Below are 13,853 nucleotides of genomic sequence, written 5' to 3'. Positions count from 1 at the left end.
TGAATTAAAGATTCAATAACGTGTACACTGTTGGTTAAATATTGTGTTGAATCAAAAAAAATAGGAAGGGTTCAGCGTTGGCTAAAATAATTGTTATTACATCGGGTAAAGGTGGAGTAGGTAAAACCACTACTTCGGCAGCTTTTTCTTCAGGTCTTGCTCTATTAGGTCATAAGACCGTAGTCATTGATTTTGACATTGGTTTGAGAAACCTGGACATTATTATGGGGTGTGAACGACGCGTCGTTTATGACTTTATCAATGTGATTAATGGTGAGGCGAGTCTGAATCAAGCGCTGATTAAAGACAAACGTCTTCCTAACCTTTATATTCTTCCGGCATCGCAGACACGTGATAAAGATGCGTTAACAATTGAAGGTGTTGAAAAGATTCTAAATGATCTTGCCAAAGACTTTGATTTCATTATCTGTGATTCCCCAGCAGGAATTGAAGCCGGTGCATTAATGGCGATGTATTTTGCAGATCATGCCATTGTAGTCACCAACCCTGAAGTGTCTTCTGTTCGAGACTCAGACCGTATTCTTGGCATACTAGCAAGCAAGACAAAACGTGCTATAGACAATGCTCTACCTGTGCAAGAACATTTATTATTAACCCGTTATGATCCTGAACGTGTTGAACGTGGCGACATGTTATCCGTTACGGACGTAAAAGAAATTTTAGCAATTCCATTAGTTGGGGTTATTCCAGAATCAAAGTCAGTACTCAAAGCTTCAAATACAGGTATACCTGTAGTGCTTGATGAAGCCAGTGATGCAGGCATTGCTTATCAAGACGCTATTGCTCGTTTTCTTGGTGAAGAAAGACCAATGCGCTTTATTAACAATGACCGAAAAGGATTATTGCGTCGCTTATTCAGTAAAAACAAGGAGGAAGTGACCGTATGAGCATATTTACCTATTTACGCAGAAGAACTGCTTCGGCCTCTGTTGCTAAAGAGCGTCTGCAAATTATCATTTCGCATGAGCGATCACAACGGAACACCCCCGATTACCTGCCGCAATTACAGGAAGAAATCCTTGCCGTAATTGCTAAATACGTTCATGTAACACGCGATAAAGTTAGCGTGAACCTCGAACGTATGGGTGATAATTCGGTATTAGAATTAAATATTACCATGCCGGATGATGTGGCAGAAGAAGCATAACCCAAATCAGTGTGTATTCTTTTCTGATACTAGGCTTGCTTTTCGTGCGCCGCAGCCCTTTTTTTATATTTCCCACTAGGGTTTTACGGGTAGGCTTGTCTTTTTTTTTTACATGTTTTCCGATGATTTCTCCTAATTAACTACAGACGCAATGGATGCGACTGTATCCATCGATGTACACGCTAAATTGAACAACCTGAACTCAATCATATCATATATGGTTAAAATGGTAATTGCTCAGTCCAACTCGAATCAATGATTTTTTGGTAGATAAGCTGCTGCCATTGCTCCATACTATGACCTCCTGCAGCAGAATCGCCGCTCCAATTATTTTTATTCCACAAATAAATTTCCAAACATTTCATTTGTATTTGCTTCTGAAACGTACTGAGATCAATACTATTTGGAGGCATTACAGATAGATAACCATCAATGTATGGTTTTATTTTATCTTGCCAGTTCATTTCATTATGAACAATGGAGTTAAAAAAAGGCCGGGCCACATCTTCCATAAACCAATTCATACTTGGCAGATCAAAATCAATAACATGGATTTTCTGCCCGTCACTAAACACATTTCCTTTACGATGATCACCATGCGTTAAACCATAATTTTCTGCTGTTTGCTTTCTTTCATTAAAAAATTTCGTTACCGCAGTTAATGTATCTTGCAAAGCTTGCGATTCATGTTGGGCATAGTCATTTAACTCTTCAAGCGATTTTTTCCAGCTCGTATAAATATGCTTACCCGATTGATAACCAAGAGAAGCGTGATGCAATTTCCCCAGCGCCTCTCCCCAACGCTTATACAGCGCTAAATCAGTGTGATCAAAATGAATAGACTTACCTGGCACTTCGCGACAAACGTGGGCAAGAAATAATTCAGCTCCTTGCTGAATAGGTTCAACCCATAATCGATTTAATGACAAGACAGGCTCACAAACAGGCACGCCATGCTCAAAGAGATGTCGTTGATAAGCAATAGCCGCTTGCAGCTCGTCTTCGCTACGAAGTTTTGCATGAGTTAAGCGCAGATAATTACCTTGACCAAGTGTCTCAAATCGATAAACTAAATTAATACCCTCGCTGACTAAGCTTATAGATTCAATTGCTTCATCCCATTGTTTTACTGCATGTTTGGGCGTCGTTGCACTATCGATGCGTTTTAACACTTCATTCCACATGAAAACCTCTTTTTTATTTACTCTGTTTAATGTTAATAACTTGGTTCGCAAAAATTTAAGATGAAAACCCTGCTCATGTTACCTGTTGCGTATTGATTTCAGCAAGCGTAACAAATTGTCTTGCTAATGAGGCATCAATTATCTACAGCGCCATATAATTTGTATGTTTCTATAAAAATAGCCCAAAATCCAGGGTCTGTTAACATTTCACTAGATTGAGCTAAGATAATAGAAAGGACAACGGGAAATACGCGGAAAATAAAATACTGTAGTATGATTAAATTGTAGAGGCATATTTAATAATTGGGGAATCGTTATGAAAACTAAAAATAATAACTGGTTAGCGTGTGTCATGTATACGATCACACTATTTGCCTTACCATGCATCGCAGATGCTGAGAGAGAACGATTTGAGGGGCATCGGGGTAGACCAATGGAGCACTCACATCACGAGCAAAGACATGTAAACCGTCATGAGACCGTAGTGCATCATGGACATACCAATGTTCAAACTCATAATAATGGAGCCCAAGGCAAGTATTATCATAATGGCAAACATTACAACTATTACCATAATGGTAAGTATTACAATTATTATCATGGTGGTAATTACTATAATTATTACAATAATGGTAGATATTATAATTATTTCTACAACGGCGCATATTATTTGTACTTAATTAATGGTGCTTATTATAACTATTACTACCATGGAAGATATTACAAAACCTGTGTGAAAACACCTGGAAATCCTGCTGTAATGGTATGCCATTAAACATAGCCAAGGCTGTAAAGCCCTTAGCTAGCTATAAAATCAAAAGACGATTTTTAAAATCAAATCGTCTTTTTTATATTCTAAAAATAGTTCGCCAACAAAGCAATAACGCACCTGAGCTTAATAGTGTTTTCGTAGAAGAAACTGGAGCAATATTATAAAATGTGGTTCTGTGCAAAAACAACCGAACCCTTGGGACAAAAATGATTTCAATGTTTGCCATACCTAATTGCGACACCGTAAAAAAAGCGCGCAATTTCTTAGAAAAAAATAAAATTGATTATGAGTTTATCGATTTCAAAAAATGCCCACCAACCAAAGCTCAAATAGAAGCATGGAGTGATTATTCAGGTGAACTTCCCGTCAACAAAAAAGGAATGACTTACCGAAAATATAAAGAAACTTTTGAAGCGTTGAGTACAGCGGAAAAAATAGACTTTATTATCGCCAATACTTCACTAATTAGAAGACCTGTTTTGGTACAAAATGGCAATGTAATCGCATTAGGTTTTGATGAAGAACACTATAAAAAACTACTAACAAATGCCTGAGGTTTGGCACAAACAAGCGACACACGGAAGAGAGTCATTATAGGCCCGTGTTTACAAAGCACTTTCCTTATGTACTGATATATTTCTAATACATAAGGAGTTATGCTGACTTTAATGATAAAGCAGATTCTTGCTTTTTAAGCTCAGTATAAAACTCATGCTCTTTTTGTGCGACGTGTTTTTTGTATCCTTCAGGATCAACAAAAGGATTAATAACACTACGATTCAATAAGGCATATTTTTTACCTAGATCAAAATACATGGCATGTGCACCAAGGAAAATATCACAGTGCAACGATTTTAATACTTTAATCGCATGTTCATAATCTTTTGCAATATTAGGATAAGTAGTATTGTTAATAAGTTTATAACCAGGATTTACGCCAAGACTACCCACCATGACAACTTGATATGGTTTACCGTGCTCCATAACCTGCATAGTCCAGGTAATACAGCCTTTTGTATGACCTGCGGTCAAATGAGCAGTTAATACCGTACCACCTAATTTTACTGTATCACCATCATGAAGAGTTCTATCTACGGTCGTTGCAGGAAAATACATGCTGGTATCATTTGCATAATGAAAATCTGATTTGCCGCCAGACTCAATGACCGGAACATCTTCAGCCATCACCATGTACTTTGCTTTTGTTTCTTGTTTTATTAATTGGCTACCAGCAGCATGGTCAAGATGAGCATGACTTATTAATAAAATTTTGGTGTCGCTAAATTTAAACCCTAATGCTTCAATGCTTTTTTTAATCATAGGGACATTCACTTCAAGATCACTATTGATAAGAATGTTGCCTTTAGGCGTAACGATTAAATAACTAGCAAGATCATCGGTTCCTACGTAATATAAGTTCCCTGCAACTCGAAAAGGTGGGAATGGATTTCCAACTGGATAAGCAAAACATAAATTACAAAATAGTGTAATAGCCAAAGATAAAAACAGAGATACTTTTTTCATTTTAATTCTAAAAAACTCGACAAGAGACACCTGTACCTATTCTACACAAATATTCCATAATTTTATTTAACTTTCATAACTCATTAATTTTACTGATACCGTTGCGCAAAACAGAGTGCACCATAACCTGACAGAATTAGAATTACTGAAAAAATTGCGTTATTAAGAGAATAATCCTAATGGCACTTACTTAAGGAAAATATTCAATATAATTGATTATATGGTTAACTTGCCGGTAATTAAAGTAACTTCTCAATGAGTCCGAGAAACATCGTCCAGAACAACGTGAGAGATCTCCTAAAAGTGGCACGGTGCCAATACCAGGAGCTCGCTCACTGCATTTGAGATAACGCGATTCCCTTGGTTATTGAGAAGTTACATATTAAACATTTAACCATTTGATTTTAATCATAAATTATCTTAAGCAAGCGCCATCCGAGAATAACTTCGATAACACTAGCTTAGATAAAAAAATAACAAAGCGAATCCTCTCGCCTGCATATAGGACAATGGCGAATTATTTTCAATAGCGATTCAGAAAAATATCACCCAAAGTGATACAAAATAAAAATAGCACATTAACTAGTACGCAAAAATGAGTTATTTCAACCCATTCCCTTGGTGACGCTTAATAATATCCCGACTCTTGCAATTTTTGACTTATGCCTCTAAGAGAGGTAAATCAGCGAGGCCAAGATGTATTCAATCATTGTCCAGATTCATCAAGTGTTCATAGATACTTCGTGCCATATGTCGCTCATCATTACGCTCATAAGAATCAGCCAAATCCAGCAAAATCCCCTTAGCTGCGTCTGCCTCAACCGTTCCTGGGTGATCACTGACGAGTTTCCAGCAAATCTCTGTTGCTTGCCGCAAATTACCTTCAGCCAGATATTGCTGAGCCATAAAAAGAAGCCGCCCTAGCAATACCAGCTCGATACCTGGATTTGCTGTAGCTGTAAATGAACTTTCCTCTATTCTAACTGTAGAATCATTCATATTGGTAGTCATGATCATCTCCTTTGTTTAACATTTTAATTCCTATTTAGTCATATACTGACTAAATTAACGATGGCCCACTAAGGTGCTTCGACTGATTGAAGAGTGCAAAAACTATACGCTGGCCATGGTCCCGTTAATACAAAGTGTAATCCAAATGGATTATACTTGGCATTCATCAAATCAACTTGTTCTTTGAATATGGAACTCACCACCCTGGGAATTAGAAAAGCCCAGTGAAGGATTGATGTTCCATGAATATCAGATGATTGAGCGGTATTCTCTCGACTTTTAAAATCGGTTGCATGCCGCTGAAACATACTGAGTACCTCATCAAGCATACCACCTAGATGCTGATTAAGATTACGCTGAATCTCATTGTGCAACTGCTGTTTCTTCAGATACTGAACCCCTGGTGAGGAAGATGCCCAGGACGATTCTCGTTCTTGTAACATTACAGACAGTAGACTCTCCAGTGCTTTGTCTTGATTCAAATACACCCGTACAGCATATTCATCTTTTTGGTTTAGATTAGCAAGGCATGAAGAAATGAGCGTTTGGTGCGTTAAAATCTGTTCTTCGAGGCTGGCTATGGAAGAAAATAACGTACCAAAACCAATTGGAAAAACAGCCTCATCACGCATGATCTTTTCAACAACTAATTCATGAAAAAAAACCCGCTGCATGAATTCTTCTGTGTTAATCAAATTACTGTCTGTCGATTGCTCTTGATACTCTTTTGCTGGAACCCAGCTTAATATTGCATTAAACGTTTGAAATGGATGAATAAATAAAGGGCTAAAATTTGGAAGTAACTCCCCCTCCATCATGGGTAAATCAGATGCTGGTGTTAAGCAGAAAAGATAAAGTGCCTTATTCATTGTCGTTTCTCAATTTCAGCTATAGCCATTGCAAAGTCCTCTTTGGTAATTTTTATTTTTTCTTTCTCAGAAATCTGCCCATTAGCACTAGATACAACGCGCCGCACAGCAAAAAGCGCTGCTCGATTACAAATGGAAGAAATCTCTGCTCCACTCATTTGATCGGTTTTCAATACCAAATCATCAATTTTTACGTTTGACTTTAACGGTTTTTTACTTGTATGAACAATAAAAATCTCTTTCCTATCAACTGCAGACGGTATGCCAATTTCGATAAGCTCATCAAATCGCCCAGGCCGAAGTACTGCAGGGTCTAACATATCTATGCGATTTGTGGCACCTAAAACCAATACATTGTTCAGCTCTTCAATACCATCAAATTCTGCCAAAAATTGGCTCAATACGCCTTCCATCACGTGCGTTTCTGTTGATTCATGTTGTCGTTTTGGAACCAAGGCGTCAATTTCATCAAAAAATATAATGCACGGTGCTGCTTGTCTGGCTTTATTAAATACTTCTCGCACACCTTTTTCTGAGTCCCCCACATATTTTGAAAGCAATGAAGACCCCTTCACTGAAAGGAAATTCACACCGCTTTCAGTAGCGACTGCTTTTGCTAATAAGGTTTTACCGCAGCCGGGCGAACCAACTAAAAGAATACCCTTCGGTGGGTGAATTCCTGCTTCTCGAAAAAGTTGAGGATACTTTAATGGCCATTCGACTGCTTCACTCAGACGTGCTTTTATGTCCTTATGTCCACCTACGTCGCTCCAACGAACATTAGGAACATCAACAAATATTTCGCGGATAACTGATGGTTCTACTTCGCAAAGCGCATTCAAAAAATCAGACATACTGATTTCCAAGAGCGCCAATTGTTCATAAGGAATTGTATTTAATGCAAAATTAATATCAGGCATTATCGTGCGCAGGCACGTCATCGCCGCTTCTTTACACAAAACTTCGAGATCAGCTCCGACAAACCCGTGTGTAATATCTGCAAGATGATTGAGATCCACATCAGAAGCAAGTGGCATTCCGCGACTATGAATTTCTAAAATCTCCAAACGACCATTGCGATCAGGGATTGCTATCGAAATCTCTCGATCAAAACGCCCAGGTCGACGAAGTGCACTATCGATTGAATTGGGTAAATTCGTTGCACCGATCACAATAACTTTTTGGCGCGTATTTAATCCATCCATCAAAGCCAATAATTGTGCCACAATCCGTTTCTCAACTTCGCCGACAACTTGATCGCGTTTAGGGGCAATAGCATCTATCTCATCAAGAAAAATAATACTCGGTGCTTTTTGCGCCGCTTGTTCAAATATTTTTCTTAGATTCGCTTCACTTTCTCCATAAAATTTATGAACAATTTCAGGGCCACTAATGGAGAAAAAAGATGCATCTGTCTCATGTGCAATTGCTTTTGCAATCAACGTTTTTCCAGAGCCTGGGGGGCCGTATAACAAAACACCTTTGGGAGCATCTACACCAAGTCGCTCAAACACCTCAGGATAACGTAATGGCAATTCAATCATTTCACGAATACGTCGAAGTTGTGGCTTCAATCCACCAATATCTTCATAGGAATAAGTATGCGCCTGCATTTTATCATTATCCATCGGTTTTTTAACAATCAATTCTGTTGTTGGATTAATGATCACAGGACCTTTGGGCGTAGTATCTTTGACTTTAAAATCGACGCTTCGACTGCCAAAAAGATTAACACGAAGACGATCGCCTGCAATTACAGGTAACCCATCCATTAAGCTGGCAATATAATCCATATCTCGAGCAGCTAAAGTAAAATTTAAAGGAATAATAGTGATGAGTTTTGCAGCGCGACAACTAATTTTTCGGACATCAACAAAGTCCCCTAAGGCAACCCCACTATTTTCACGACTCACACCATCAAGTTGAATACATGATTGCCCACGCAATTCCTTCTGTACTAACATGGCCTTACAAATGGAGATACGCTTACCAGAAACTTCAACAATATCCCCCATAACAAGTCCAAGTTTTTCAAAATCTTCTGGCCCAAGTCTGGCAAAAGCTCGCCCCACATCTTTACCTTGTGCCTCGATAACCTTAAGTTTTAGCGTATTATCAGTCATAATAATATTCACTATTAGTTGTTACATTTTATTTCTAAAATTCCATTATTACAGGATGCGATGGTTACCTTTTTTTTCGGATAACTTTTGGGTAATAAAACTTCTTTATAATATTTCTTTTTCCCTTTATCCGCTTTAATGGTTAAAAGATCATCATTCACATCAAGTGTTACATCCTTCATGCCAATTCCTGGCATCTCAACTACCACCAAGGTATGTGTTGCCTCTTCAAATATATCAACAATGGGTTCAATGGCTTCATGTACTATCGGTTCACCCGTTTTTTTATCTTCATGAAAATTACCAAAAGGCTCTATTTTAAAATCAGTTTTATTATCTTTTCCTAAGCCTACCTTAACATTGTATCCAAAAACGCCCTTCATCTCTCTGCCCTGAGAATCCGTTCCGTGTGCTTCACTCCATTCTTTCAAATCTTTACCTGTTTTTGCCAGTTCATCTAATTTACCGAGGAAATTAGCAAAGCCTCCCAATATTCCAGATAAATCGGGTAGCTTGCGTTCTTCATCTTTTTCCGTTTTTTTCTTGGTCATGATGCATTCTCCTTTAGGTTATTCATGCATCAATTGATAATCCAATATCAATTGGATGAATAACATGTATATCCTTATCTAACCGCGCTTCGATTGTATGTAATACACCTAAAAACAATATCCCTGTTTCTTTTTTGTTCAATGTATCATTAATTCGATTTGCTATGAACTCATCTCGTTTATGCAATAATAAGTCTTGATCTGCCTTGAATTTATTGAGATCAAACTTTTCTTTCGATTCTTGTTCACCAAGCAATGCCTCTTTAATCAGATAATATTCATCAAGCAAAAAATCAGGGCATTCTGTCCCCATGAGGACACTTCCTTTTTCTTGTAATTCGAGAATAATTTGATGATTGATACTGCCACTACTGGCAAGATCGTTTACAATTTTATCCGCATAATTACAAATCGGTAATCCATCTTGATATATCCGAGCCTTTTTATAATCAATATCTAGTTCAGTGACGGATTTTCTAATCTTTTCCCATAATTTATTTATCTTAGTAATTCGTTCAGCTAAGGACTCTTCACCAATTTTATCCCTGATTATTTGATGCGAAACATCACCCAACGTACCCAAATCACTCTGGGCATGAATAACAGGATAATAATATAAAACTCGCTCAAATAGCGTTCTTCGATGAGGCAAGGGTATTCTCCAAATTTTTAAGCCGTTCTTCCATTTGTGTTACATATTCTTGTATAGGCATCGATCCATTTTTAGATTGAACATCATTTTGATGAGTCCACCAATCCATACCAATTTCTTTAGCCTTATCAACAGAGCAAATCAATAATCGTATTTGAATTGTCAATAACTCCACCTGCACCAAATTCACCTTTATGTCACCTGCAATGACAATGCCCTTATCAAGGATGCGTTCAAGTAAATCAGCAATCGTTGTACTGCCTATTGAGTGGGTTGGTGACTTTTGTAATTCCATTATTTCATCCTTGTTATAATAATTTCCCTAATGGCCCTAAATCGAGATTTAAGTCCTCTTGAGTCAATCCAAATACTTCACGTAATTTATCTATCTCTTCCGCCTGTTTCATTAACGTAATTCCTAATCGATCAATTTGTTCATCGGATAAATCACCGGCTTCAATACGACCAATTGCTTGCCGTTCTAATAACTCATGAATTAGTTGAATTAAAATTAAAACTAATTTTCCTAATCCATTTTTTACATCATCCGGCTGCAAATTAATTCGCTGAGGTAATGCGTTATCTTCTTCACGTTTATCGTTCACGTTCGCTTCCTATAAGATTCATACCTTTCATTGAAGATAACAAGCAATGCAAATCAAGGTACAAAAGATCAACATCAGCTACTGATATAGTTACCGTTCCAGCAACCACCACGCCTTTATTGAGAACACGATCAAGTGTTTCACATAAGCTAACAGGTTTGTCTTCGATGATCATTTTTAATCGTCCTCATCTTCTAGTGAATCTAATTTATCTAACAATATTTTTTCTTGTTTTTCAAAATCAGCTTCAGATAATTCTCCTGATTCCAGCTTTGTGTAAAGCGCCATTAACTCGCTTTTAATACGCTCAATATCATGCTGTTTTTCTTCATCGACGGCCTCTTTGATCTTCTCAAAAATAGCCATCAAACCATGAACGGGAGCCATTAATATTGAACCAAGAAGCAACATAAAATATCCTTATTAATCTATCTAACATCATTCTAAACTCAGATTTAATTTTGAAAAATTATGTGGCGGCCAAGGACCTGTGTATTTAATTACAAAGTTATCATCCAAAATGGTCGATGCCTCGATAATTTTTTCTTCAAATTCGTCTCTTCTTGCAGCAGAAATTAAACAGAAAATATTCATAATTTCCGTATCATTACGATAAGTGCTTTTGACGACATCACAACAAACTGGCGACAATAAGGATAGAATAGTATCCGTATACACTTCACGCTCTTCATCTAAAATTTGACTAAATAATGCCCCTATTTCGATTTTTTCATCTCTGGATGGTTCATGCGCCGGATTAGCCAATAATTTATCACGCGTTTCTCTGAGTTGAGAATGACGATTTAAAAGGTATTCAAAAATATTAGGAACATCCCAGCTCAGGCTTACTCCCATCTCTACGCGGCCAGCCATCATCTTGAGTTTTGTATGGAGCATGTCATAATTTATTGTCAATAATCGCTGCACTTCTTTTCTATTATCAGCAATCATGCCAAATCGAATAGGCAACATGGACGTATTGTGTTTCATCAAATGATTTAGCACCGCATGGTGTACCGCCACATTTTTTCTTTCAGGACGGACTTTCTTTTTGGAAAGATTACTAACAACCAACATGATGTCTTTATAAGGAACCAGATCAATTGGTTGCTCTTCAATCCCGTGAAAAGAAATGGGCTCTTGATTTTCATTCACCGATGCAATCGCATAGAGATATAAATTTGATGCAGCCGGTTTTTTAGATGTCGAATCCACAGTAAAGTCCTTAATATTTAATTTTAAAACCATGTGATGTAGAACCTGTCTTTGATTGAATTCCAGTTCGCAACGCTGATTTAACCGCTCGAGGAGGTGATATATCAAAGGCTTCTGCTACTTGATTTTGCTGTTCATTTATTTGTTCTAACCGTAGATTAATTTCATCCAAACGATTACGCAAAATAGCTAGTTCTTGCAAATGGCGCTGCTTTTCGCGATGAAGCGCTGCTGCGCTAATAAATGCTTCATGAGGTGATTGGACTTTATCCAGTCTATTGCTCATTGTCTTTATATTTCGTAATCCTTTTACTAGCGCAGGCATCATCCTTCTCCTTTATAACTTTTGATTTTTTGTTTTATACTTCTTAATCGATTCTTGATTTTTTTCTGATCTTTTTTGCAAACCAGAATCCATGGGATGTAATAATTGCTTGAGAAACTCCTTGCTAATCCCAAAAATGTCCTGGCAAACAGCCTGGAATATCGGATCATCAGCATGCGCATGGCGATTGTGGTATGCAAGAACGCGCGCGATAGCAATACAACCTCGAATAGAGGGTCTTTTCTCTGATTTTAATCGTAACTCTCGTGCCAAATTAACGATTATTTCGATATCCTTACGTGGTAAAGTAGATTTTTTCTCTATAATTTGTATTTCTGACTGTTGATCAGGATAATCCATTTTAATTGCAATTAAACGATCAGCTAATGCATTTTGTGTTTTATGGATTCCAACGTATTCTTCCGAATTTGAAGTAAAAATAGCACGGAAATTGGAATGAACATCAACATAACCTATGCCATCTCGTTCGCGTCGACCAGGTAAGTTTAGAATGCCTTCAGAAAGCACACTTAGTAAGGCATTATTGGCTTCTGCCCGTGAACGGTTAAATTCATCATAAATTAAAGTATAGCCTTGTTCACATGCTGTAGTTAAACGATTATCTGTCCACATGGTTGTCATTTCTTCTTCTGTTTTTAAAACAGAATGAATAAAATTATCTACCAATTTAGAATGATGATAACCTGTTCCACGCCCAACTAAATCTGCACCTGTAAACTCATCATCTCCGTGGATTAATATGACAGGGCGTCCAAGCTGTGCTGCAATATGTAGCGCAACGGTTGTTTTACCTGTCCCTGCAGGGCCTAATAAATGTATAGGATACCCAATATCAAGATAGGCTAGCGCACGCTCGCTAATACCTCGAATATGAGGGGTTTCTGTGAACTCCTCACTCGCTTCAAGTAAGATATTATCTGATCTATTATTTACAAACCTGATTAGTTTATCGTTATTTTTTGAATCAGTTAAACTTCCATTATTTTCCTGGGTCATCATTATTTTTCCCGATAAAAAATTGGTTTAAGTAACTATCAATTTGGGGTTAAACGCGACACCTCGCATAGTCACATAGAATATAAACTTCGAATGTAGCTATGCGATGTATCACTATCCTCAGTATATTATTAGTTAATTCTTTTTTTTCATTTTGGGTTTTGCCATCGCGTGGCTGGTAAATGTATGAGAAGGACTCTCTCCTAACCAACCGCATCGAGCATTTTGAAACTCCATCACAAAATCATCACGAAAATTTTTAACTTTGTGTTGCAGATCAACAACAAATGCGCGACGCTCTGCTGCTGCATGCTTAGCCTTTCTCTTACGTAATTCCGTGAAGCTGTGCAATGTTTTTGTTACTTCACAAGATAGATCATCTGCAAAATGTTGTAGATCATCCATTAATTGAATACGTGCTTTATGCCCTTTCGTTATTTCAAAACGAAGCCGGGTCATGTCACTTACTAAATGTGTCATGAGTTTCTCCTTTTCTCTTATATCGATAAGGCTATCCAAATTTAAGATGAGATCCTTTTAGCCAAAATAAACTAAAAGGCCTCATCGAAAAAGATCCTTATTAATTTAAGCTGGATGTGACGCTGTAGCTGTTAAACCTATCGCCTCGGCATACTTCAAATAGGTTTCCACAGAAGCAATAACAACACGTGCCTCAATAGATAACAACTCAATACCAACCAGAGATACTTTAGCCCACACATCAATAACAATACCTTTATCCAAGATACGGTCAATGACTTCAGCTAAGCTGGATGAATCTGTAGATTTTTGTACTTTAGCCATGATAATACTCCTGTTGTAGACAGGGTCACTAAC

20 protein-coding genes are annotated in these 13,853 nt (G+C 37.5%); 4 read left to right on the top strand and 16 right to left on the bottom strand.

Features of this window, described 5'->3' with window-relative positions:
* Positions 1-77: 77 nt before the first annotated feature.
* Both minD and minE read left to right on the top strand, forming a co-directional pair.
* Positions 78-908, top strand: coding sequence for a septum site-determining protein MinD (gene minD, locus LDG_RS12440; protein ID WP_006871739.1), 831 nt, complete (start codon positions 78-80; stop codon positions 906-908).
* Entirely contained in the window at positions 905-1,168 is a 264-nt protein-coding gene (minE, locus tag LDG_RS12435) for a cell division topological specificity factor MinE (RefSeq protein ID WP_006871738.1), read from the top strand. Before minD ends, minE begins: the two co-directional genes overlap by 4 nt.
* A 221-nt stretch (positions 1,169-1,389) precedes the next feature.
* Here minE and LDG_RS12430 read toward each other — a convergent pair whose 3' ends face one another.
* Positions 1,390-2,352, bottom strand: a complete 963-nt coding sequence (locus tag LDG_RS12430; RefSeq protein ID WP_006871737.1) for a phosphotransferase enzyme family protein — start codon at positions 2,350-2,352, stop codon at positions 1,390-1,392.
* Between the two features lie 316 nt (positions 2,353-2,668).
* Here LDG_RS12430 and LDG_RS12425 point away from each other — a divergent pair, with 316 nt between their 5' ends.
* Complete coding sequence (locus tag LDG_RS12425) at positions 2,669-3,127, top strand: hypothetical protein (RefSeq protein ID WP_040535750.1); 459 nt, start codon at positions 2,669-2,671, stop codon at positions 3,125-3,127.
* 203 nt (positions 3,128-3,330) lie between these two features.
* A complete protein-coding gene (locus tag LDG_RS12420) occupies positions 3,331-3,678 on the top strand; it encodes an arsenate reductase family protein (protein ID WP_040535747.1) in 348 nt (115 codons plus the stop codon).
* Positions 3,679-3,778: 100 nt separating this feature from the next.
* On the opposite strand, the gene bla is transcribed toward LDG_RS12420, so the two are convergent.
* The 15 genes from bla to gvpA form a co-directional block, all read right to left on the bottom strand.
* Entirely contained in the window at positions 3,779-4,648 is an 870-nt protein-coding gene (bla, locus tag LDG_RS12415) for a subclass B3 metallo-beta-lactamase (RefSeq protein WP_083821460.1), read from the bottom strand.
* A gap of 702 nt (positions 4,649-5,350) precedes the next feature.
* Positions 5,351-5,659 carry a tetratricopeptide repeat protein gene (locus LDG_RS12410; protein WP_006871732.1) on the bottom strand — a complete coding sequence of 103 codons (309 nt, stop codon included), beginning with the start codon at positions 5,657-5,659 and terminating at the stop codon, positions 5,351-5,353.
* A 68-nt stretch (positions 5,660-5,727) separates the two neighbouring features.
* Positions 5,728-6,528, bottom strand: a complete 801-nt coding sequence (locus tag LDG_RS12405; RefSeq protein ID WP_006871731.1) for a GvpL/GvpF family gas vesicle protein — start codon at positions 6,526-6,528, stop codon at positions 5,728-5,730.
* Positions 6,525-8,651, bottom strand: a complete 2,127-nt coding sequence (locus LDG_RS12400) for a CDC48 family AAA ATPase (RefSeq protein ID WP_006871730.1) — start codon at positions 8,649-8,651, stop codon at positions 6,525-6,527. The genes LDG_RS12405 and LDG_RS12400 overlap by 4 nt, the downstream gene beginning before the upstream one ends.
* 14 nt (positions 8,652-8,665) lie before the next feature.
* Positions 8,666-9,202, bottom strand: a complete 537-nt coding sequence (locus tag LDG_RS12395) for an Hsp20/alpha crystallin family protein (protein ID WP_006871729.1) — start codon at positions 9,200-9,202, stop codon at positions 8,666-8,668.
* 22 nt (positions 9,203-9,224) lie between these two features.
* The gene (locus LDG_RS12390; protein ID WP_006871728.1) at positions 9,225-9,854 is read right to left on the bottom strand and encodes a hypothetical protein; all 630 of its coding nucleotides are present in this window, start codon (positions 9,852-9,854) and stop codon (positions 9,225-9,227) included.
* The gene (locus tag LDG_RS12385) at positions 9,829-10,149 is read right to left on the bottom strand and encodes a gas vesicle protein (protein WP_006871727.1); all 321 of its coding nucleotides are present in this window, start codon (positions 10,147-10,149) and stop codon (positions 9,829-9,831) included. The genes LDG_RS12390 and LDG_RS12385 overlap by 26 nt, the downstream gene beginning before the upstream one ends.
* Before the next feature lie 13 nt (positions 10,150-10,162).
* Positions 10,163-10,459 carry a gas vesicle protein K gene (locus tag LDG_RS12380; RefSeq protein ID WP_006871726.1) on the bottom strand — a complete coding sequence of 99 codons (297 nt, stop codon included), beginning with the start codon at positions 10,457-10,459 and terminating at the stop codon, positions 10,163-10,165.
* On the bottom strand, positions 10,449-10,634 hold the full coding sequence (locus LDG_RS12375) for a gas vesicle protein (RefSeq protein ID WP_006871725.1): 186 nt from the start codon (positions 10,632-10,634) through the stop codon (positions 10,449-10,451). The genes LDG_RS12380 and LDG_RS12375 overlap by 11 nt, the downstream gene beginning before the upstream one ends.
* A gap of 2 nt (positions 10,635-10,636) precedes the next feature.
* A complete protein-coding gene (locus LDG_RS12370) occupies positions 10,637-10,870 on the bottom strand; it encodes a gas vesicle protein GvpG (RefSeq protein ID WP_006871724.1) in 234 nt (77 codons plus the stop codon).
* Between the two features lie 27 nt (positions 10,871-10,897).
* Complete coding sequence (locus LDG_RS12365) at positions 10,898-11,674, bottom strand: GvpL/GvpF family gas vesicle protein (protein ID WP_006871723.1); 777 nt, start codon at positions 11,672-11,674, stop codon at positions 10,898-10,900.
* A gap of 10 nt (positions 11,675-11,684) precedes the next feature.
* Positions 11,685-12,002, bottom strand: coding sequence for a hypothetical protein (locus LDG_RS12360; RefSeq protein WP_006871722.1), 318 nt, complete (start codon positions 12,000-12,002; stop codon positions 11,685-11,687).
* 9 nt (positions 12,003-12,011) lie between these two features.
* Positions 12,012-13,019 carry a gas vesicle protein GvpN gene (gene gvpN / locus LDG_RS12355; protein ID WP_006871721.1) on the bottom strand — a complete coding sequence of 336 codons (1,008 nt, stop codon included), beginning with the start codon at positions 13,017-13,019 and terminating at the stop codon, positions 12,012-12,014.
* A 132-nt stretch (positions 13,020-13,151) separates the two neighbouring features.
* On the bottom strand, positions 13,152-13,496 hold the full coding sequence (locus tag LDG_RS12350; RefSeq protein WP_006871720.1) for a hypothetical protein: 345 nt from the start codon (positions 13,494-13,496) through the stop codon (positions 13,152-13,154).
* Between the two features lie 105 nt (positions 13,497-13,601).
* Positions 13,602-13,853, bottom strand: a 252-nt coding sequence (gene gvpA, locus LDG_RS12345; protein WP_233491533.1) for a gas vesicle structural protein GvpA, incomplete at its 5' end; no start/stop codon positions are given.

Source organism: Legionella drancourtii LLAP12, from assembly GCF_000162755.2.
GTDB classification, from domain to species: Bacteria; Pseudomonadota; Gammaproteobacteria; order Legionellales; family Legionellaceae; genus Legionella; species Legionella drancourtii.
The sequence above is the reverse complement of the archived record's forward strand: the minus strand, read 5'-3'. Positions and strand labels throughout refer to the sequence as shown.

What these genes read in the sequence shown, in the direction of transcription:
- minE (WP_006871738.1), top strand. Translation starts at nt 905, where the DNA reads ATGAGCATATTTACCTATTTACGCAGAAGAACTGCTTCGGCCTCTGTT.
- LDG_RS12430 (WP_006871737.1), bottom strand. Translation starts at nt 2,352, where the DNA reads ATGTGGAATGAAGTGTTAAAACGCATCGATAGTGCAACGACGCCCAAA.
- LDG_RS12425 (WP_040535750.1), top strand. Translation starts at nt 2,669, where the DNA reads ATGAAAACTAAAAATAATAACTGGTTAGCGTGTGTCATGTATACGATC.
- LDG_RS12420 (WP_040535747.1), top strand. Translation starts at nt 3,331, where the DNA reads ATGATTTCAATGTTTGCCATACCTAATTGCGACACCGTAAAAAAAGCG.
- bla (WP_083821460.1), bottom strand. Translation starts at nt 4,648, where the DNA reads ATGAAAAAAGTATCTCTGTTTTTATCTTTGGCTATTACACTATTTTGT.
- LDG_RS12410 (WP_006871732.1), bottom strand. Translation starts at nt 5,659, where the DNA reads ATGACTACCAATATGAATGATTCTACAGTTAGAATAGAGGAAAGTTCA.
- LDG_RS12405 (WP_006871731.1), bottom strand. Translation starts at nt 6,528, where the DNA reads ATGAATAAGGCACTTTATCTTTTCTGCTTAACACCAGCATCTGATTTA.
- LDG_RS12400 (WP_006871730.1), bottom strand. Translation starts at nt 8,651, where the DNA reads ATGACTGATAATACGCTAAAACTTAAGGTTATCGAGGCACAAGGTAAA.
- LDG_RS12395 (WP_006871729.1), bottom strand. Translation starts at nt 9,202, where the DNA reads ATGACCAAGAAAAAAACGGAAAAAGATGAAGAACGCAAGCTACCCGAT.
- LDG_RS12385 (WP_006871727.1), bottom strand. Translation starts at nt 10,149, where the DNA reads ATGGAATTACAAAAGTCACCAACCCACTCAATAGGCAGTACAACGATT.
- LDG_RS12375 (WP_006871725.1), bottom strand. Translation starts at nt 10,634, where the DNA reads ATGATCATCGAAGACAAACCTGTTAGCTTATGTGAAACACTTGATCGT.
- LDG_RS12370 (WP_006871724.1), bottom strand. Translation starts at nt 10,870, where the DNA reads ATGTTGCTTCTTGGTTCAATATTAATGGCTCCCGTTCATGGTTTGATG.
- LDG_RS12360 (WP_006871722.1), bottom strand. Translation starts at nt 12,002, where the DNA reads ATGATGCCTGCGCTAGTAAAAGGATTACGAAATATAAAGACAATGAGC.
- gvpN (WP_006871721.1), bottom strand. Translation starts at nt 13,019, where the DNA reads ATGATGACCCAGGAAAATAATGGAAGTTTAACTGATTCAAAAAATAAC.
- LDG_RS12350 (WP_006871720.1), bottom strand. Translation starts at nt 13,496, where the DNA reads ATGACACATTTAGTAAGTGACATGACCCGGCTTCGTTTTGAAATAACG.